Source organism: Succiniclasticum ruminis DSM 9236 (assembly GCF_900112895.1).
Lineage (GTDB): Bacteria > Bacillota > Negativicutes > Acidaminococcales > Acidaminococcaceae > Succiniclasticum > Succiniclasticum ruminis.
The window spans coordinates 45,464-64,797 of the sequence record NZ_FONL01000001.1 but is presented as its reverse complement, the minus strand read 5'-3'; the positions used below and the strand labels follow the sequence as shown (position 1 = coordinate 64,797).

30 protein-coding genes and 1 tRNA gene are annotated in these 19,334 nt (G+C 48.9%); all 31 read left to right on the top strand.

The window, feature by feature from the left end; all coding sequences use genetic code 11:
* Positions 1–20 precede the first annotated feature (20 nt).
* Positions 21–281, top strand: coding sequence for a 30S ribosomal protein S17 (gene rpsQ / locus BM159_RS00340; protein ID WP_093729247.1), 261 nt, complete (start codon positions 21–23; stop codon positions 279–281).
* A gap of 43 nt (positions 282–324) precedes the next feature.
* Positions 325–693 carry a 50S ribosomal protein L14 gene (gene rplN, locus BM159_RS00335; RefSeq protein WP_093729246.1) on the top strand — a complete coding sequence of 123 codons (369 nt, stop codon included), beginning with the start codon at positions 325–327 and terminating at the stop codon, positions 691–693.
* 38 nt (positions 694–731) lie between these two features.
* Positions 732–1,061: a 50S ribosomal protein L24 gene (rplX, locus tag BM159_RS00330; RefSeq protein WP_093729245.1), complete on the top strand. Its 330-nt coding sequence runs from the start codon at positions 732–734 to the stop codon at positions 1,059–1,061.
* A gap of 27 nt (positions 1,062–1,088) precedes the next feature.
* Positions 1,089–1,634, top strand: a complete 546-nt coding sequence (gene rplE, locus BM159_RS00325) for a 50S ribosomal protein L5 (protein WP_093912289.1) — start codon at positions 1,089–1,091, stop codon at positions 1,632–1,634.
* Between the two features lie 17 nt (positions 1,635–1,651).
* Positions 1,652–1,837 carry a type Z 30S ribosomal protein S14 gene (locus BM159_RS00320; RefSeq protein WP_093729243.1) on the top strand — a complete coding sequence of 62 codons (186 nt, stop codon included), beginning with the start codon at positions 1,652–1,654 and terminating at the stop codon, positions 1,835–1,837.
* Between the two features lie 30 nt (positions 1,838–1,867).
* The gene (rpsH, locus tag BM159_RS00315) at positions 1,868–2,266 is read left to right on the top strand and encodes a 30S ribosomal protein S8 (RefSeq protein WP_093912288.1); all 399 of its coding nucleotides are present in this window, start codon (positions 1,868–1,870) and stop codon (positions 2,264–2,266) included.
* 24 nt (positions 2,267–2,290) lie between these two features.
* Positions 2,291–2,839: a 50S ribosomal protein L6 gene (gene rplF / locus BM159_RS00310; protein WP_093912287.1), complete on the top strand. Its 549-nt coding sequence runs from the start codon at positions 2,291–2,293 to the stop codon at positions 2,837–2,839.
* A gap of 21 nt (positions 2,840–2,860) precedes the next feature.
* A complete protein-coding gene (rplR, locus tag BM159_RS00305; protein WP_093912286.1) occupies positions 2,861–3,220 on the top strand; it encodes a 50S ribosomal protein L18 in 360 nt (119 codons plus the stop codon).
* Positions 3,221–3,237: 17 nt separating this feature from the next.
* The gene (gene rpsE, locus BM159_RS00300; protein ID WP_093912285.1) at positions 3,238–3,756 is read left to right on the top strand and encodes a 30S ribosomal protein S5; all 519 of its coding nucleotides are present in this window, start codon (positions 3,238–3,240) and stop codon (positions 3,754–3,756) included.
* 17 nt (positions 3,757–3,773) lie between these two features.
* On the top strand, positions 3,774–3,959 hold the full coding sequence (gene rpmD / locus BM159_RS00295; protein WP_093912284.1) for a 50S ribosomal protein L30: 186 nt from the start codon (positions 3,774–3,776) through the stop codon (positions 3,957–3,959).
* 19 nt (positions 3,960–3,978) lie between these two features.
* Positions 3,979–4,419 carry a 50S ribosomal protein L15 gene (gene rplO, locus BM159_RS00290; RefSeq protein ID WP_093912283.1) on the top strand — a complete coding sequence of 147 codons (441 nt, stop codon included), beginning with the start codon at positions 3,979–3,981 and terminating at the stop codon, positions 4,417–4,419.
* A gap of 2 nt (positions 4,420–4,421) precedes the next feature.
* Positions 4,422–5,678 (top strand): preprotein translocase subunit SecY, encoded by a 1,257-nt coding sequence (secY, locus tag BM159_RS00285; RefSeq protein ID WP_093912282.1) that lies wholly within the window; start codon positions 4,422–4,424, stop codon positions 5,676–5,678.
* Between the two features lie 14 nt (positions 5,679–5,692).
* Complete coding sequence (locus BM159_RS00280) at positions 5,693–6,349, top strand: adenylate kinase (protein WP_093912281.1); 657 nt, start codon at positions 5,693–5,695, stop codon at positions 6,347–6,349.
* A 6-nt stretch (positions 6,350–6,355) separates the two neighbouring features.
* The gene (gene infA / locus BM159_RS00275; protein ID WP_093729234.1) at positions 6,356–6,574 is read left to right on the top strand and encodes a translation initiation factor IF-1; all 219 of its coding nucleotides are present in this window, start codon (positions 6,356–6,358) and stop codon (positions 6,572–6,574) included.
* 28 nt (positions 6,575–6,602) lie between these two features.
* Positions 6,603–6,716: a 50S ribosomal protein L36 gene (gene rpmJ, locus BM159_RS00270; protein WP_009015366.1), complete on the top strand. Its 114-nt coding sequence runs from the start codon at positions 6,603–6,605 to the stop codon at positions 6,714–6,716.
* 17 nt (positions 6,717–6,733) lie between these two features.
* The gene (gene rpsM / locus BM159_RS00265; RefSeq protein WP_093912280.1) at positions 6,734–7,096 is read left to right on the top strand and encodes a 30S ribosomal protein S13; all 363 of its coding nucleotides are present in this window, start codon (positions 6,734–6,736) and stop codon (positions 7,094–7,096) included.
* A 24-nt stretch (positions 7,097–7,120) separates the two neighbouring features.
* Positions 7,121–7,513, top strand: a complete 393-nt coding sequence (gene rpsK, locus BM159_RS00260) for a 30S ribosomal protein S11 (protein WP_093729232.1) — start codon at positions 7,121–7,123, stop codon at positions 7,511–7,513.
* 25 nt (positions 7,514–7,538) lie between these two features.
* Entirely contained in the window at positions 7,539–8,132 is a 594-nt protein-coding gene (gene rpsD / locus BM159_RS00255; RefSeq protein ID WP_093912279.1) for a 30S ribosomal protein S4, read from the top strand.
* Between the two features lie 69 nt (positions 8,133–8,201).
* Positions 8,202–9,188 (top strand): DNA-directed RNA polymerase subunit alpha, encoded by a 987-nt coding sequence (locus BM159_RS00250; protein WP_093912278.1) that lies wholly within the window; start codon positions 8,202–8,204, stop codon positions 9,186–9,188.
* A gap of 15 nt (positions 9,189–9,203) precedes the next feature.
* Complete coding sequence (rplQ, locus tag BM159_RS00245; protein ID WP_093912277.1) at positions 9,204–9,542, top strand: 50S ribosomal protein L17; 339 nt, start codon at positions 9,204–9,206, stop codon at positions 9,540–9,542.
* Positions 9,543–9,877: 335 nt separating this feature from the next.
* The gene (locus tag BM159_RS00240) at positions 9,878–10,708 is read left to right on the top strand and encodes an energy-coupling factor transporter ATPase (protein ID WP_093912276.1); all 831 of its coding nucleotides are present in this window, start codon (positions 9,878–9,880) and stop codon (positions 10,706–10,708) included.
* 106 nt (positions 10,709–10,814) lie between these two features.
* Positions 10,815–11,672 carry an energy-coupling factor transporter ATPase gene (locus BM159_RS00235; protein WP_093912275.1) on the top strand — a complete coding sequence of 286 codons (858 nt, stop codon included), beginning with the start codon at positions 10,815–10,817 and terminating at the stop codon, positions 11,670–11,672.
* A complete protein-coding gene (locus BM159_RS00230) occupies positions 11,673–12,482 on the top strand; it encodes an energy-coupling factor transporter transmembrane component T family protein (RefSeq protein WP_093912274.1) in 810 nt (269 codons plus the stop codon).
* Between the two features lie 93 nt (positions 12,483–12,575).
* A complete protein-coding gene (gene truA, locus BM159_RS00225; protein WP_093912273.1) occupies positions 12,576–13,331 on the top strand; it encodes a tRNA pseudouridine(38-40) synthase TruA in 756 nt (251 codons plus the stop codon).
* Between the two features lie 353 nt (positions 13,332–13,684).
* Positions 13,685–14,122 (top strand): 50S ribosomal protein L13, encoded by a 438-nt coding sequence (gene rplM / locus BM159_RS00220; RefSeq protein WP_093729224.1) that lies wholly within the window; start codon positions 13,685–13,687, stop codon positions 14,120–14,122.
* Between the two features lie 19 nt (positions 14,123–14,141).
* The gene (gene rpsI, locus BM159_RS00215; RefSeq protein ID WP_093912272.1) at positions 14,142–14,534 is read left to right on the top strand and encodes a 30S ribosomal protein S9; all 393 of its coding nucleotides are present in this window, start codon (positions 14,142–14,144) and stop codon (positions 14,532–14,534) included.
* Between the two features lie 82 nt (positions 14,535–14,616).
* Positions 14,617–14,693 (top strand) — tRNA-Val (locus BM159_RS00210).
* Between the two features lie 92 nt (positions 14,694–14,785).
* A complete protein-coding gene (locus tag BM159_RS00205; RefSeq protein WP_093912271.1) occupies positions 14,786–15,238 on the top strand; it encodes a hypothetical protein in 453 nt (150 codons plus the stop codon).
* Positions 15,239–15,411: 173 nt separating this feature from the next.
* Entirely contained in the window at positions 15,412–16,596 is a 1,185-nt protein-coding gene (locus BM159_RS00200) for an MFS transporter (protein WP_093912270.1), read from the top strand.
* Between the two features lie 83 nt (positions 16,597–16,679).
* Positions 16,680–17,117 (top strand): hypothetical protein, encoded by a 438-nt coding sequence (locus BM159_RS00195; protein WP_093912269.1) that lies wholly within the window; start codon positions 16,680–16,682, stop codon positions 17,115–17,117.
* A 281-nt stretch (positions 17,118–17,398) separates the two neighbouring features.
* Entirely contained in the window at positions 17,399–19,303 is a 1,905-nt protein-coding gene (locus BM159_RS00190) for a fructose-1,6-bisphosphatase (RefSeq protein WP_093912268.1), read from the top strand.
* Positions 19,304–19,334: the final 31 nt, after the last annotated feature.

Sequence of the window (19,334 nt, the reverse complement as noted above, 5' to 3'; positions counted from 1 at the left end):
TAATTAAGGAGGAAACAGTCGTGACCGTAGAAAGAAACGCACGTGTCAGCCGTGTAGGCAGAGTTGTAAGCGATAAGATGCAGAAGACCATCGTTGTTGCTATCGAACGTTTCGTTCAGCACCCGCTCTACAAAAAAGGCGTAAAGAACACGATTAAATTCAAAGCACATGATGAAAACAACGAAGCGCATATCGGCGATCTGGTTAAAATCACCCAGACCCGCCCGCTGTCCAAAGATAAATGCTGGCGCCTGGTTGAAATCTTAGAACGTGCTAAATAATGTAGTTGCCAGATTATATCAGATCTGACAAGGGAGGTTAAACATGATTCAACAACAGACGATTCTTAATGTCGGCGACAACACCGGCGCTAAGAAGGTTATGTGCATCCGCGTTATGGGTGGCTCTTTCCGCAGATATGCCAATATCGGCGACATCATTGTTTGTTCTGTTAAAGATGCAGCACCCGGAGGCGTTGTTAAGAAAGGTGACGTTGTAAAGGCAGTTGTTGTTCGTTCTACCAAAGGGCTTCATCGTAAAGACGGTTCCTACATCCGTTTCGATGAAAATGCCGCAGTAGTGATCAAAGACGACAAGAGCCCCCGCGGAACCCGTATTTTTGGGCCTGTAGCCCGCGAGCTGCGTGAAAAAGACTTTATGAAGATTATTTCTCTGGCACCGGAAGTGCTGTAAGAAATCAGATAAAGCACATTAGGAGGTGTTCTTAAAACATGAGTACTGCTGTAAAGCTGCATGTTAAAAAAGGCGATACCGTTCAGGTTCTGTCCGGTAAAGATAAAGGCAAAGAAGGAAAAATCCTGACCGCCCTGCCGAAAAAAGGCAAAGTTATCGTGGAAGGCGTCAATAAAGTAAAACGTCACACCAAACCGTCCCAGACCAACCCCCAGGGTGGCATCGTAACAAAAGAAGCAGCCATTGCTTCCTGCAAGGTAATGCTGGTTTGCCCCAGCTGCAAAAAACCGACCCGTATTGCTCATAAGATTGAAGATGGCAAGTCCAAGAGAGTCTGCAAGCACTGCGGCGAAGTAATCGATAAATAATATCCGGGAAAGGAGGAAACATTGTAAATGGCAAAGACCAGACTGCAAGAGAAATATTTATCTGAAGTCGTAAAAGGACTTGTAGATAAATTCCAATATAAAAATGTAAACGAAATCCCCAAAGTTGAAAAAGTTATCATCAACATGGGCGTCGGCGAAGCGGTTGCCAATGCCAAAGCGTTGGAAACTGCAGTTTCTGAACTGGTAACCATCGCCGGTCAGAAACCTGTTATCACCAAAGCCAAGAAATCTATCGCGGCTTTCAAACTGCGTGCCGGCATGCCGATCGGCGCAAAAGTTACCCTGCGCGGCGACCGTATGTATTATTTCCTTGACAAACTGATGAATGTAGCACTGCCCCGGGTACGTGACTTCCGCGGTGTCAGCGCGACTTCCTTTGACGGACGCGGCAACTATGCCCTGGGTCTGAAAGAACAGCTGATTTTCCCGGAAATCGAGTATGATAAAGTTGACAAAGTTCATGGCATGGACATCATCATCGTGACTACTGCCAAGACCGACGAAGAAGCCCGCGAATTGCTGCGGCTTATGGGTATGCCGTTCGCAGCTTAAGTAAGGAGGAAAGAATTTTGGCTAAGACAGCACTGATTGAAAAATGGAGTAAAGAACCGAAATTTAAAGTTCGTCATTACAACCGCTGCAAAATCTGCGGCCGCCCCCATGCTTACCTGCGTAAGTTCGGTATGTGCCGTATCTGCTTCCGTGAATATGCCTACAAAGGCGAAATTCCCGGCGTAACAAAAGCAAGCTGGTAACAACCATCAAAGAAAGGAGGCCATTGAATAATGGTAATGACTGATCCGATCGCCGATATGCTTACCCGTATCCGTAACGCAAACTCGGTTCATCATGATAAAGTTGAAATCCCCGGTTCCAAAATCAAAGAGGCGATTGCCACGATTTTAAAGGACGAAGGGTTTATTAAAGATTTTGAAGTAATCGAAGATAACAAACAGAATGTTATCAAAGTAAGCCTGAAATACGGCGCAAACCGTGAAAAAGTAATTTCCGGCCTCAAACGTATTTCCAAGCCTGGCCTGCGCGTATATTCCCAGAAAGATCAGCTGCCGAAGGTTCTCGGCGGCCTGGGTATCGCCATCATCTCCACCTCTCAGGGACTGATGACCGACAAAGCGGCCCGCAAAGCTGGTCTGGGCGGCGAAGTTCTGGCATACGTTTGGTAATACTATAAAGGAGGTACCGTTTAAGTGTCTAGAATTGGTAAAATGCCGATCACCGTTCCCGCTGGCGTAACGGTTACGGTTGAAAACAATCTGGTAACTGTAAAAGGCCCCAAAGGCGAACTGCAGCGCCAGATCAGCCAGTCAATGAAGATCACCATGGACAACGGCGTAATTACCGTGGAACGTCCTGATGATGAAAAAGAAAACCGCGCCATGCACGGCCTGTCCCGTACCCTGATCAACAACATGGTGGAAGGTGTGACCAAAGGCTTCAGCAAGACCCTGGAAATTCAGGGCGTTGGCTATCGTGCAGCGAAACAGGGAAATAACATTAATTTCACACTGGGTTTCTCCCATCCGGTTGTAAAAGAGCCGCCTGCCGGCATCACCTTTGAAGTACCGTCCCCGAACAAGATTATTGTCAGCGGCGCGGATAAGGAAATGGTCGGTGCTGTGGCAGCAGATATCCGTAACCTGCGTCCGCCTGAACCTTATAAAGGAAAAGGCATCCGCTATGAAGGCGAACATGTACGCCGCAAAGTCGGCAAAGCAGGCGCTAAGGCTAAGAAGTGATTAAGGAAGGAGTGAAACCTCTTGTTTAACAAACCGAACAAGAACGAAAAACGTCAGAAACGTCATGTTCGTTCCCGCAGATATGTTGTTGGCACTGCTGAAAGACCTCGCCTGAACGTATACCGTTCCCTGAGCAACATCTATGCACAGGTCATCAATGATGAAACCGGCGAGACCATTGCGGCAGCCAGCACTGTAGAAAAAACCTTTGAAAACTACGGCGGCAACGTGGAAGCTGCCAAAGCCGTTGGCAAAGCGATTGCTGAAAAAGCAATGGCAAAAGGCGTAAAAGAAGTTGTATTTGACCGCGGCGGCTACCTGTATCACGGTCGTATCGCCGCATTAGCAGAAGCAGCTCGTGAAGCTGGACTGCAATTCTAACGGAAGGAGGAAGTATCTTGGCTAATTTTGATAAGCGCGACAGACGCGAAAAACCTGATGACGGCTTTACCGAGAAAGTTGTATTCATCAACCGCGTTGCGAAAGTTGTTAAAGGCGGCCGTCGCTTCACCTTTGCCGCACTGGTTGTGGTTGGCGATGGAAAAGGCCATGTAGGCATGGGCCTGGGCAAAGCTGCTGAAGTTCCGGAAGCAATCCGGAAAGGCGTTGACGACGCTAAGAAGAATCTGATTACAGTAACCATGAAAGGCAATACCATTCCTCATGAAGTTATCGGTGTGTACGGTGCAGGCCGCGTGTTCCTGCGTCCGGCTTCCGAAGGTACCGGCGTTATTGCCGGCGGTCCGGTACGTGCCGTATTGGAACTGGCTGGTATCCATGACATCCTGACGAAATGCCAGGGTTCCCACAACCCCAATAACATGGTACGCGCAACACTGGAAGGTTTGAAATCCCTGAAAAACCTGAATGCTGTTGCAGCGCTGCGCGGCAAGACCCCGCAGGAAATTTTAGGTTAAGCTAAGGAGGAAGCCTGATGAAAAAATTAAAAATCACGCTGACCCGCAGCTTAATCGGCTATAAAAAAGATCAGCGCGCAACCGTAAGAGCTCTGGGTTTAGGAAAAATCGGCACTTCTGTAGTGCAGGAAGATAATCCGACTATTCGCGGCATGGTCCATAAAGTGGAACATCTGGTGAAGGTTGAAGAAGTAGAAGCTTAATACAAGGAGGTGCAGCACAATGGAATTACATGAATTACATCCCGCGCCGGGCTCCCATAAAGCCCGTGTCCGTGTAGGCCGTGGTCTGGGTTCCGGTCTGGGTAAGACCTCCGGTAAAGGCCAGAAAGGTCAGAAGTCCCGTTCTGGCGGTGTAAAACGCCCGGGATTTGAAGGCGGCCAGAGACCGTTATATCTGCGTCTTCCGAAACGCGGCTTCTATAACAAGTTCGGCAAAGAATATGTAGAAGTTAACGTAGGTACTTTAAACTGCTTTGAAGACGGTACTGTAGTAGAACCTGTAATGCTGATTGAATGTGGTCTGATCAAGAACATTCGCGACGGACTGCGTATTTTAGGCGGCGGCGAGCTGACTAAAAAACTGACGGTACAGGCAAACGGCTTCAGCAAGACTGCTGAAGAGAAGATTACAGCTGCCGGCGGAAAAGTAGAGGTGATCTGATAATGTTAGCTGCTTTAGCTAATGTTCTTCGGGTCCCTGAACTGAGGCGGAGAGTCATCTTCACCCTGGTGATGTTCGCGGTGTTCCGTCTGGGAACCCATATCCCGGTTCCCGGTGTCAACGCCGCGATGATTGAACAGTTATTTAACAATGGAAATCTGTTCGGCCTGCTGGATTTATTTTCCGGCGGCGCCCTGAGCAAATTCTCCATTTTTGCAATGAGTATTACCCCATACATCAACGCGTCCATTATTTTGCAGCTGTTGAAAGTGGTCATTCCCACACTGGAAGAATGGTCCAAGGAAGGGCAGGAAGGTTACAAGAAAATCAATAAGGTAACCCGTTACCTTACAGTGGTCCTTGCTGCTGTCCAGGGCTTTGGTATGGCCTTCGGTCTGCGGTCCGCCATCAATAACCCGAACGTGTTCTCGGTATTGATGATAGTCGTATCCTTAACGGCAGGTACCTGCCTGCTGATGTGGATCGGTGAGGAAATCACGCAGAAAGGTATCGGCAACGGTATCTCCCTGATCATCTTTGCGGGTATCGTATCCCGCCTTCCGGACGGAATCTCCACGCTGGCGAAATATCTGAATGTGGGTACGATTAACATCCTGAATGTTATCCTGTTCCTGCTCATTGCACTGGCCATGGTCGTTTTCGTTGTTGCGATTTCCCAGGGCGTCCGCAAGATTCCCGTGCAGTATTCGAAACGTATCGTGGGTCGTAAGATGTATGGTGGTCACAGCAGTTACATTCCTTTAAAGGTAAACCAGGCAGGCGTAATCCCCATTATCTTCGCTTCGTCTCTCCTGATGCTTCCGGCTACGATCGGACAGTTTGTGAAAGTACCCTGGGTACAGAAAATTGCAGGGTATTTTGCTTGGGGCACGCCGCTGCAAACTGCATTGTATATCATCCTGATTATATTCTTCACGTTCTTCTATACCGCGGTAACGCTGGATATCAAGAACATGAGCGAAAATATCAAGAAGATGGGCGGGTTTATCCCCGGGCTGCGGCCCGGTAAACCGACTACCGATTATCTGGATAACGTTATGACGCGCATTACTCTGTCCGGCGCCATATTCCTGGCCCTGATAGCCATGATGCCGCATATTATCGTGTACCTGACCGGTATCGAGGGTATTTACATCGGCGGCACATCCCTGCTGATCGTCGTCGGTGTCGCATTGGATACAATGAAACAGATTGAGTCGTTGGCTTTGGTACGTCATTACCAGGGCTTTATGAAGTAAAGGAGGATGAACAGATGTACATTCTTTTAATGGGACCTCCTGGTGCCGGAAAAGGTACTCAGGCTGAAAAGCTTGTCGATTCGTATAAAATTCCCCACATTTCTACCGGGGATATGTTCCGGGCTGCTGTAAAGCAGGGCACGGAGCTGGGCAAAGAAGCAAAAAGATACATGGATGCCGGCGGACTGGTACCGGATGTTGTAACAATCGGAATTGTACGGGAAGGTTTGTCTAAACCGGAATGTGCAAAAGGTTTCATTTTAGACGGGTTTCCCCGTACGGAAGAACAGGCTGTTGCACTGGATGGTATCCTGAACGATCTTGGGATCAAACTGACCGGCGTAGTAAATATTGTCGTACCGGATGGCGAACTGGTAGCCCGTGTAACGGGGCGGCGCATCTGCAAGGCCTGCGGCGCAACCTACCATGTTTCCTTCAATCCCACGAAAGTGGATGGTGTCTGCGATAAATGCAGCGGCAGCCTTTATCAGCGTGACGATGATAAAGAAGAGACTGTTAAAAACCGCCTGAAGGCATATCATTCCCAGACGGAACCCCTGATCGAATACTATAAGAAGCAGGGCGTTTATCTGGAAATTGACGGAACGCAGGCTATCGACAAAGTTTATGCCGATGTAAAGGCAAGCCTTGAAAAGCGGGCAGGGAGGTAAGGATCTGTGTCAAAGCAGGATGTAATCGAAGTGGAAGGCACGATTTTGGAATCGCTTCCCAACGCTATGTTCAAGGTAAAATTACAGAATAATCATGAGATACTGGCGCATATTTCGGGCAAGATCCGTATGAACTTCATCAAAATTTTACCCGGCGACAGAGTGACAGTGGAACTGACACCTTATGATTTGAACCGTGGAAGAATTACCTACCGGTATAAATAAACCGGCACAGACACTGAGGAGGTAGAAAATGAAAGTCAGACCGTCTGTAAAACGTATTTGCGAAAAATGCAAAATTATCAAACGCAAAGGCCGCGTTATGGTTATTTGCGAAAATCCTAAACATAAACAAAGACAAGGTTAAGAAGGAGGTACACTTGAATGGCACGTATTGCTGGTGTCGATTTACCGAATGATAAGCGTGTAGAATACGCGTTGCCCTATATTTTCGGTATCGGTCTTACCTTATCCCGTGAGATCCTGGCAAAGACCGGTATCAACCCCGATACCCGTGTCCGCGACCTGACCGAAAGTGAAGTTGCTAAAATTCGTGAAGTTGTGGACAGAGATTACAAGGTGGAAGGCGACCTCCGTCGTGAGGAATCCCTCAACATCAAACGTCTGGTAGAAATTGGCAGCTACCGTGGCAGAAGACATCGCGCTGGTCTGCCCGTACGCGGTCAGAATACCAAAAACAACGCCCGTACCCGCAAGGGTCCCAAAAAGGGTCAGGGTAAGAAGTAATCAGTAGAGGAGGGTAAAAAAGAAGTGGCAGGAAAAAAAGTAGTTCGCAACAAAAAGAAAGTAAGCAAAAACGTCGTTGCCGGCGCTGCGCATATTAAATCCACTTTTAACAACACGCTGGTTACGATTACTGATTTGAACGGCAACGTAATCAGCTGGGCTTCTGCCGGCGAAATGGGCTTCCGCGGCAGTCGCAAAAGCACGCCCTTTGCGGCGCAGATGGCAGCTGAAACAGCTACCAAAGCCGCAATGGAACATGGCATGAAAACCGTTGAAGTATATGTTAAAGGCCCCGGCGCCGGCCGTGAAGCTGCAATCCGCGCTTTACAGGCTACCGGTCTCGAAGTTAACTCCATTAAAGACGTAACTCCGATTCCGCATAACGGCTGCCGCCCGCCGAAACGTCGTAGAGTATAATTACTGCAGGAGGTGTAAAACACAGATGGCAATTGATAGAGTACCTGCTCTGAAACGCTGCCGTTCGCTGGGTCTGGAACCCGCTGTTGTCGGCCTGGCCAAAAGTTCTTTCCGTCAGCCCCATCATGCGAACCGTAAAGTGAGCGAATATGGCGCCCAGTTAAAAGAAAAACAGAAAGCTAAATTCATTTACGGCGTACTGGAAAAACAGTTCCGCCTGTACTACGAAAAAGCGAAAAAGATGCCCGGCATCACCGGTGAAAACCTGTTGCTGTTACTGGAAAGAAGGCTGGACAACGTAGTATACCGTATGGGACTGGCAACGACCCGCCGCCAGGCCCGTCAGCTTGTTACCCACGGCCATATCGCCGTAAACGGCAAACGGGTTGATATTCCTTCTGCGCTGATTAAAGCAGGCAATGAAATCTCTGTAATCGAGAACAGCCGCAGCAAGGCTTATTTCAAAGGCATGAACGAAAAGCTGGCCGCTGTTACCGCTCCGGCCTGGCTTGTTGTGAACGCTGAAGCATTATGCGCAAAAGTTGACCGTTTCCCGACTCGTGAGGAAATTGATGTTCCGGTAGTGGAACAGTCCATCGTCGAACTGTACTCCAAGTAATGATGAGCATCTTTTGCCACCAACCAGTTGGCGTATTGTGGTAATACGCGAGAGAAGGAGGCTTTCCGCATGATTGATATTATTGACCCGAAATTGGTTACATCTGAGGTTTCTGAAGACAGACGCTATGGTAAGTTTGTATGGGAGCCTTTGGAACGTGGCTACGGTATTACGTTAGGGAACAGCTTGCGCCGGGTTCTGTTATCTTCCCTGAAAGGGGCGGCAGTAATCGGCGTTATGATCGAATATGGTGAGGGGACGAAGGTACTGCACGAGTTTACAACGATTCCCGGTATCCGGGAGGACGTAGCGGACATCATCCTGAACATCAAAGGGCTTTGCATGAAGCTGCATTCTCCGGAAAATGAGATGAAGATTCTGCACATCGATGTGGCAGGCGAACAGGAAATTACGGCTGCAGACATTGAACCCGACAGTGATGTTGAAATCCTGAATCCCGAATTGCATATTGCGACACTGGATAAAGACGCCAGCCTGAAAATCGATATCTATGTCGATTTTGGCAGGGGGTATGTTCCCGGTGATAAAAATAAAAGGGATGATATGGGGATCGGCTGGATTCCCGTCGACAGCATCTATTCCCCGATTACCCGCGTCAAATTCGGCGTGACCGATACCCGTGTAGGCAACGTGACTGATTATGACAAACTGACACTGGAAGTATGGACCGATGGCAGCATCAATCCGGAAGATGCCATCAGCCGTGCGTCAGGGATTTTGATTGATTATCTGAATCTCTTCCAAAACGGCACAGTTGTTGAACAGAAATCTGTTCCGGTTGCAGAACCGGCGGCGAATGATCCGGAAGTTGCACAACCGGATCCGAAACTGTCCATGTCGATTGAAGAAATGGATTTGTCTGTGCGCAGCAACAACTGCCTGCGCCGTGCCGGTATCAATACAGTAGGTGACCTGATCAACAAATCGGAAGACGATTTGAAGAAGGTCCGTAACCTGGGTACCAAGTCTTTAGAAGAAATTATTAAAAAGTTAGTTGATTTACAACTGTCCTTGCGTAAGGACGATCAAGAATAATAAGGGGGACGGAAAATGGCATACAGAAAATTAAACCGCGCGTCCGGTAACCGTAAAGCTCTGTTCCGCAGTCTGTCCAGCGCCTTAATCATGAATGGCAGAATTGAGACCACCATCACAAAAGCAAAAGAGACCAGCAAGAATGTGGCAAAGCTGATTACCCTGGCTAAAGTTGGTGACTTACATGCACGCCGTCAGGTGCTGGCCACTTTGGTAGACGAAACCGCTACCAGAAAACTGTTTGACGAACTGGCTCCGAAATACAAGGAAAGACAGGGCGGCTTCACCCGTATCTACCGGGTTGGTCCTCGTCGCGGCGACGCAGCCGAAATGGCGATTATTGAACTTCTGTAAGATTCGGAAGAGATAATTCAATAGAAAACTGCTTATCTGAAATAAGGTAAGCAGTTTTTATTATTAGTAATGGAAAAATCTTCGCAAAGAAAGTGCTGCAACGCCTTACCGGTTGCAGCGCTTTTTATAATGGTTGATTTTTGAGCTATGAGAATTCTCTTCCCTTACATGAAATAAATTTGTTAACTCATACGACAAATCGGGTTGACGATTGTCGGGAGTAAAGTTATAATATACGTGTTTATTATAGAAGAAACCTGTCCGTATACAGGGTTATAACTAAATGAAATACTGTCTTATAGGAAGGATATTCTGTTACGATATCAGGGGGAACTATGGAGCCGGTAATTGAAACCCAGGGGCTTAAACATGTTTATATAGACGCTGATAATAATCAGGTCACGGCGCTGGACGGAATTGAGATTCAAATCCGGCCGGGAGAATTTGTGGCGGTTATCGGCGCCAACGGAAGCGGAAAAAGCACGCTGGCCCGTCATTTCAACGCATTGCTTCTTCCTACGGAGGGCAGTGTGAAAGTCCATGGGCTGGACACGCTGGATGAAAACAATTTGTGGCGGATCCGTCAGGACACTGGCATGGTGTTCCAGAATCCGGACAACCAGATCGTGGCGGCCATAGTGGAAGAAGACGTGGCTTTCGGACCGGAAAATATCGGCGTTCCCACGGAGGAACTGAAGAAAAGAGTGGAAGATGCCTTGCGGGCGGTGGATATGCTGGATTACCGTGAGCACGCCCCGCACCTTTTGTCAGGTGGCCAGAAGCAGCGGGTAGCCATCGCCGGAACCCTGGCGTTGGGTTCTAACTGCATTGTTTTGGATGAACCTACGGCTATGCTGGATCCGAAAGGCCGGAAAGAGATTCTTAACACGATGCGTAAACTGAACAGGGAAAAGCGTATCACTGTAGTTTATATTACGCATTTTATGACAGAGGCTTTGCTGGCTGACCGTGTCATCGTGATGAGTAAAGGAAAGGTTGAATTCCAGGGAACCCCAAAAGAAGTGTTCTCGCAGGTGGATGAGCTGGAAAAACTGGGGTTGGAAGCTCCCCTGGCCGCAAAATTTGCTTTTGAACTTCGCAAAAGCGGCGCGAAGCTGCCCCCTGGTATTATTACCAACGAAGAACTGGCTGCGGCTCTTGCGTGAAATTTAGCGATTAACGCATTATTGGGGTAGCGATTTAGTTTATACAATGAAGGCAAGCAGCTTGTGCTGATTGAAAAATACAGGTAAGCAGTAAGGAACGGTTATCGTGTCAATTAAACTGGAACATGTCTCTTATGTATATATGCCGGGGACACCTTATGAAAAGGAAGCGCTGAAGGATGTTTCCCTCGAAATTGATAAAGGTGAATTTGTAGCCGTCATCGGGCACACCGGCAGCGGCAAATCCACATTGGTACAAAATTTGAACGGCCTGCTGCATCCCTTAAAAGGGACGGCATCGCTGGACGGCACTGACCTGTCCGGCAAAACGCAGGAAGCCAAGCAGGCGCGGGGCCGCATCGGCATGGTGTTCCAATATCCGGAACACCAGTTATTTGCGGAGACTGTGTACGAAGACGTTGCTTTTGGTCCCCGGAATCTGGGACTGGACAACGACGAAATGGATGCCCGTGTTAAAGAAGCCATGAAGTTTGTCGGCCTGGATTTTGAAACCTATGCCCATCGCTCGCCTTTTTCCCTGTCCGGCGGACAGATGCGGCGTGTCGCCATCGCGGGGGTAGTGGCGATGAATCCGGACTACCTGATTCTGGACGAACCCTCAGCCGGACTGGATCCGGGTTCCCGCAGGGCTGTTTTTGCGGAAATCATGGCACTATACAAAAAGCGGGGCATCGCTATCATCATGGTGACCCACAGCATGGAAGACGCGGCGAAATATGCCAAACGGCTGCTGGTGATCAATAAGGGACAGATTATTCTTGACGGCAGACCGGGAGAAATATTTCTGAAAGAAAAGAACCGGTTGCTGGAGGTGGGGATGGACGTTCCCGAAGTCTATAAGCTGGCAGATGCGCTGCGGGCGAAAGGCCTTCGCCTGCCGCATGAGATCACCGATGCGAAACTGCTGCTGGCGGAAGTGAAACGCAGGAAGGGGCTGAAATAGATGCTGGATATAACGCTGGGCCAATATTATCCGGGCAATAGCTTTATTCACCGCCTTGACCCCCGGACTAAAATTCTCTCAACGCTGCTCCTGATCGTGGCTGTGTTTCTGGCCAACACGGCGATCGGTTACGCAGCGCTCTGTGCCATGGTGCTGTTTATCATCCTGGTTTCAGGCCTGCCTTTCATGCTGGTGCTGAAATCTGTAAAGCCACTGTTGTTTATCATTGTGCTGACACTGGTGCTTCATGCGGTCATGGGGCAGGGCGAACACGTATTATATCAGTGGAAATTTATAAAAGTTACGGAAGAAGGATTGCAGCTGGGTGTTCAGATGGCCATGCGCCTGATCCTTTTGCTGATGATTTCTTCCATATTGACCTTTACCACTTCGCCTATTGTACTGACGGACGGTATCGAAGCGCTGCTGCGTCCTTTCCGTGTCGTCGGCGTGCCGGCCCACGAACTGGCCATGATGATGACCATCGCGCTGCGCTTTATACCTACTTTAATGGAAGAAACGGATCGTATCATCAAAGCGCAGACGGCGCGGGGCGCGGATTTTTCCGGCGGTAACCTGCTGGTCCGGGCAAAAAACATGCTGCCGATTTTAGTGCCACTGTTCATCAGCGCTTTCCGCCGGGCGGACGACCTGGCCGTTGCCATGGAAGCCCGCTGCTACCGGGGTGGGGAAGGACGGACGCGGATGCATCAGCTGGCCTACCGTTCCGGTGACGTGATGGCGTTTGTGTTTGCTTTTGCCATGATCGGGCTGCTGGCGTTTCTGCGCTGGGGGCCGAAACTGGTTTAAACGTGTTTTGCTGTTGTGTGTTGACCAGCGATTATAAAAACGATAATTCCCGAACTGTTTTGCGGCACTCTTTGCGAAGAATCAGGATGCAGAATGAAACGAACGATTAAACTTACTGTCTGCTACGACGGAAGCAATTACTCCGGTTTCCAGCGGCAGGCGAAAGAAAAAACCATACAACAGGAACTGGAAGAAAAACTGGCGCGTGTTTGCGGCGAACCCGTAACCGTTACCGGAAGCGGCCGGACAGATGCGGGAGTGCATGCCCGCTGCCAGGTGGTTTCCTTTTCTACAGAGGGAACGATTCCAACGGCGAACATGCCGCGGGCTCTGAACAGCATCCTGCCGGAGGATATACGGGTGTTGCGTGCAGAAGAAGCGCGGCCCGGTTTTAATGCACGTAAAGATGCCCGCCGGAAAGAATACGAATACCGGATCCGCTTCACGCCGGAACCGGATCCGTTTACATGCAACTATGTGTGGCAGATGAAAGAGAAACCGGACATGAATAAAATGAATGAAGCAGCGGAATTGCTCCTCGGCCGGCATGATTTCAGCGGTTTCCAAAGCACCGGAAGCACGCAGGTATCTCCCGTTAAAACGATTTACAGGTCCTGTTGGGAAACGGAAGCGGACGGTACGCTGGTCTATCATATTGCAGGCAACGGCTTTGTATATCATATGGTACGCAATTTAGTCTGGTCCATGGTGCAGATTGGGCTGGGGAAAAAACCGCCTCAGGCGATGGCAGAAGAGCTGACCCAAAAACGGGGAGAATTTGAAAACTCTCCGGCACCGGCGCAGGGACTGTATCTGGCAAGAGTTGAATACGAATTATATAAAGATTAAAGGAAAAGGCATGAGAAAAACATAGGGAACGATTGCGTCATTTCATGAAATGAAACGTGCCGTCGTGGCGAGACTGTCTGAAGGCGAAGCCTGAGTTTCGAAGCCACAGGCACATGAATTCATGAAATAGCAATCGTGAACGTTTTTGCGATGTCTTTTCCTTTAAAATTTTTATAAAAATACTCTCTATCCTGTTGACAAACACATAAAAAGTGATTAAAATATATTTACGTGATTTTGCGTCCCGAATTCGATTAGCCCCGATGCAGGGAATGCAATGACTCATCATCACATTCACGTTTTTTCATTATTATGTAAATACTTCAAGAAATAATCCTGGGAGGGATATTGAAATGAAATCTTTCATGGCAAACCCGTCCAACATCGAACGGAAATGGTTCGTGGTGGACGCCACTGATAAAACGCTGGGCCGTCTGGCTGCGGAAGTTGCCAAAGTCCTGCGTGGTAAACACAAACCTACCTTTACCCCGCATATGGATACCGGCGACAATGTAATCATCGTAAACGCTGACAAAGTAGTGCTGACCGGCAAAAAACTGACCCAGAAGACCTATTTCCATCATACCGGTTATCTGGGCGGCGACCGTTTTGTACTGGCAAAAGACATGCTGGCCAATAATCCGGTCCGCATGGTTGAAATCGCAGTACGCGGCATGATTCCGAAAAACCGTCTGGGCGACCAGATTTACAAGAAACTGCACGTATACGCTGGTCCGGAACATCCCCATGCAGCGCAGCAGCCCGAAGTATTAGAAATCAACGTACGGTAATCAGGAGGAGGAAAACATCATGGCAGAAGTAGTATACAGCGCGACCGGCCGTCGCAAATCTTCCGTTGCCCGTGTCCGCCTGGTACCGGGTGAAGGCAAAGTGGTCATTAACGGCCGCGAAATGAACGATTATTTTGGTCTGGAAACCCTGAAGCTGATTGTAAACCAGCCTTTGGAACTGACTGAAACCAAAGATAAATACGACATTCTTGTTAACGTAATCGGCGGCGGTATCTCCGGCCAGGCCGGTGCTATCCGTCACGGCATCAGCCGTGCTCTGTGCAAAGTTGACGAAGAATATCGTCCGGCATTGAAAAAAGCAGGCCTGATGACTCGCGACCCCCGCGAAAAGGAACGTCGCAAATATGGCCTGAAGAAAGCCCGCAAGGCTTCCCAGTACAGCAAGCGTTAATTGCTGCGAGTTACAAAACTTTTCCCTGCAATCAAAAGGTTGCAGGGATCTTTTATTTGTTGTATAATAATTTTGTAATGTTGCGCGGATAGCTCAGCTGGTTAGAGTGCCGTCTTGACATGGCGGAGGTCGTGGGTTCGAGCCCCACTCTGCGCACCAGTTCATTTAACAGTTCAGAAAAATTATCTTCTGATACTGTTAAAAGGCATATGTTATAATAACAATATTTTTTAATTGGAGGATTAGGTAAGATGAAAAAGATGTTAATGATGTTGCTGTTATCATTATCCATTAGCGCCAGTTGCTTTGCAGCAGGTGCAGCAGGCCGGTTCAATGCTGAGGAAAAAGCTGCGGATGCTTTGGTAGCAGCACTTACCGGCGGCGAGGCGACCTATGCGCAGGTCAGCAAAAGCTTTAGCAAGGCGTTAAAAGAGAAACTTACGGCAGAGAATTTCAAGGCTGTCCAGGACGGGGTCAAGAAACAGATTGGCACAATCAAAAATGCAAATCTGGTTCTCCTGAATAAGCAATACGATTTGCAAAAAGGTTACAGCGGAGTAGATGAACTGGTGTATTTTGGAACCGTATCAAGGGATAAATTCGCAAGGATTTTTGTTTCATTTGTTGAAGAAAACGGTGCACCGAAAGTAACAGCGTTCCAGGTAACGCCGATTGAACCGCAGAAGAACGCACCAGCAAAATAATAATTTGAGAAACTGACAATGAAAAATTACACCGGACAGTTCCTTCCGATGGAACGTCCGGTGTTTTTTATAAGTGTTGCTGCCGTGCATACACAAAAGAAAGCCACAGTGATATAATTTAAATGCAGAAAATACTTTTTTGCAACGGATGAGTTTTCAGGAAGTGTTACTGTATGGAACAGTGGAAACGTAACGTATATATCTGCACGCTGGCGGCATTCATCACGTCGCTGGGCATGAGCCAGCTGGCGCCCATGCTGCCGCTGTATATCCGTTCGCTGGGTGTGGAAGATCCGGGTGAGGTAGCGCGTTGGGCCGGTATCATCTTTGCCATGAATTTTGTCACGCTGTCCATCTTTTCGCCTATCTGGGGCAGGCTTTCTGACCGGTTCGGACGGAAGATTATGTGCCTGCGGGCCGTCATCTGGCTGGCCGTCATCAATTTCGGCATGGGCATGGCGCAAAATGTGTATCATTTGGTCGTGTTGCGCCTTATGCAGGGAGCCCTGAGCGGGTTCCTTGCTACCGCGATTCCTCTCGTTTCTTCAGAATCGCCGGTCCACCGGGCGGGCTGGGCTTTAGGCGTGTTTTATACCGGTCAGATCAGCGGAGCGTTGCTCGGTCCCCTGCTGGGTGGCTGGCTGGCGGAAACTGTGGGCTACCGCCACACCTATTTTGTGGTGGCATCGCTCTGTCTGCTGAGCAGCCTTGCTATTATGGGTATACATGAGAGCCGCAAAGCTGCCGGTGCATCGGCAGTGAAAACTTCCAACCGGGAGGCCTTTGCTTCCCTGCCGCGGCCTTCGGCGTTGTACGGAGTTTTTGTGACTACATTTACCTTTCAGTTTTCTCTGATGTGCATCCAGCCGATTCTTACGGTTTATATTGCGGGGCTGGCCCCGCGGTCAGACCACATCGCTCTGATCTCCGGAGCGGTCTTTTCCAGCGCCGGGTTTGCCAGCGCTCTGTTCGGCTCGCGTCTGGGTTCCCTTTCTGACCGGATCGGGGCCCAGAAAGTTTTATTCTGTGCACTTCTGACAGCTTGTGTTGTGGCAGTTCCCCAGGCTTTTGTTACGGCTCCCTGGCAGTTAGGTGTTTTACGCTTTATCCACGGTATCGCGGTGGCGGGGCTTATGCCTTCTGTCAACCACCTTATCAAAGAGTTTGTTCCCCAGGAATTCCTGGGCCGCATGTACGGCATCAATCAGTCTTTCCAGTTTGTGGGCATGAGCTCCGGCGCTATTTTTGGGGGATTTATTGCAGAACGCTTCGGTATTCCCGTGCTGTTTTTCCTGGCGGCGGCCATGCTGCTGGCCAGCGCGGGTCTTTGCTACAGGGTGATTGGGACAAAGTCCTGAGCATATTGGATATAAAATAATTTCTTTTTTTGCTTGTTGTGTTATAATATATTAGTAAGCTAAAGACTCCTGGAGGGATGACAATGAAAAAGATATTTGTTCTGTGTGCGTTGCTGGTTGCATTGTTTACATCCGTGTGCAGCGCGGAACCGGTTTCCAACTATTGCAAACTGGATCAGAGTAAGTGGTTGTGGCTCAGTTCTACGGATTATCAGGGAACGTTTTTTGATTACACAAGTGTAGAAAAAGTTCCCGACAGGAATGAAAAGAAAGTTTGGGTGTGCACGTACACCTGGGTAGACGACGCATTGGGCAAAGGTATGCACTATGTGTTTGTCAGATACGGTATTAATTATGACGATTACACTGCTTATATGGAAAAGGGCGCGGTGCAGGACGAGAATCTGAAAACAATCAAATCGTATGACCAGCTGAAATATAATCCGCAGCCTATCAAACAGGGCACGGTGCTGGATCGTCTGGCTAAACGGGTTGAAGCCCTCGGTAATGAAAGTAAGTAGGTCACAATAAAAAACCGGATGCAGGATGAATGCGCATCCGGTTTTTCCTTTTCTACGGTTTTTATACCGGTTACGGTTTTAAGGAGACTTTCTTTTCTCTGAAAACTGCAAAAATATGTAGCACAAATAGTATGATTTAATGTATAATATATATAATAAAGTGAAAATTACGTTGTACTCAATTTATCTTGCTCCGTAGGTGTGCCGGCGTAACGATACGATAATCCTGAAGGCGCCGGGAGAAGGGGCTGAACGTTTTGTGAAAGGTGGGGCGAAGTATTATGGAAAGTAAGAACCGGACAGAGGAACACAGAAAATATCTGGAACTGCTGGCGCGGGAGTTTCCCACCCAGGAGGCGACGATTACGGAAATCATCAATTTGCAGGCCATCATCAACCTGCCCAAGGGCACGGAGCATTTTATGAGCGACCTGCATGGGGAATACGAAGCCTTTTATCATATTTTAAACAACAGCTCCGGTGTCATCCGGGAAAAAGTGGATATGCTGTTCACTGAAACCATGAACGACCGGGACCGCAAAAACCTCTGTACCCTGATTTATTACCCCAAAGAAAAACTGGACATGATGGACAAAGATAATCCGATAACGGAAACCTGGGCGAAAATGACCCTGCGCCGGCTGTTGCGGCTGGCCCGCCTGCTGTCTTCCAAGTACACCCGCTCCAAGGTACGTAAGGCCATGCCGGAAGGCTTCCGTTATGTGCTGGACGAATTGCTGCACGCGTTGCCGGATGAAGATCAGAACCGGTACGTGTACCATGCCAAAATTTTGGATACGATTTGGGAAACCGGCAGTTTCCGGCCCTTCGTTTATGCGCTGACCTATCTGATTAAACGGCTGGCGGTGGATCACCTGCATATCGTAGGCGACATCTATGACCGCGGTCCCTATGCCCATAAAATTATGGACCGGCTGATGGTGCACCATTCCGTGGATGTGCAGTGGGGTAACCACGATGTGCTGTGGATGGGGGCAGCGGCCGGCAGTATCCCCTGCATCATCAACGTGATCCGTAATAACGTGCGCTATAACAACTGGGAAATCCTGGAAAACGGGTATGGCATCAGTATGCGGGATTTTGTGGTCTTTTCCGCGGAAAATTACCGTAAGGATGAAAGCAAGAACGCATTAGTGAAGGCTATCAACGTGATGCTGTTCAAAGCGGAAGGACAGGCCATGCTGCGCCATCCGGAGTTTAAAATGGAAGACCGGCTGCTCTTCGACAAAATCGATCCGGTGAAAGGAATTGCCACGCTGTCGGACGGTGCGCAGTATGAAATGAATACCACAGACTTTCCCACCTATGATCCGGAGCATCCCTATGAGTATTCCCCGGAAGAAGAGAAGATTATTGAAGACTGGCAGTGGGATTTCATGAACAGCGAAGCCCTGCAGCGGCATATGGATTTCTTCTTCAGCCACGGGTCACTGTACAAAGTCATGAACGGCAACCTTATGTTCCATGGCGGTCTGCCCATGGACGAGGAAGGCAATTTCCGGGACGTTACCCTGTGGGGTAAAACCCTGAAAGGCCGCGCCTATATGGACTGGGTGGATCACCTGTGCCGCGTCTGCTACAGGCGGCGTAAGCTGGAAGACCAGGATTTCTTCTGGTTTATGTGGATCCATCCCGATTCCCCGGTGACCGGGCGTACTATCAAGACCTTTGAACGCAGCTATATCGACGACGAAAGCACCTGGCCGGAGCCACAGGATCCTTACTACAAACTGCACCGGAAGAAAGAAATCTGCGAAAAGGTACTACATGAATTCGGTCTGGATTCACCCCAGTCTCACATCATTAACGGCCACACACCGGTAAAGGTAGCCAAGGGGGATACACCGGTTCGTGCCGGTGGCAAGGAAATCTGCATTGACGGCGGTTTCTGCAAAGCCTATCAGAAATCCACCGGCATCGCGGGTTACACGCTGATTTTCAATTCCCACGGCATCCGCATCAAAGCCCATTACCCCTTCCAGGATATTGAACACGTGCTTACTACCAACGCGGACATCGACTCCGTCACCACCCAGGTGGAGATGGAACCCAAGCGGGTGATGATTGGCGACACGGATAACGGCCAGAATTTAAAACAGCAAATCTCGGATTTGACAGATCTGCTGAAGGCGTACAGAGATGGAAAGATTATGGAGAAAAGATAAGATATAAAAAGCAAAACCTGCGCAAAACCGT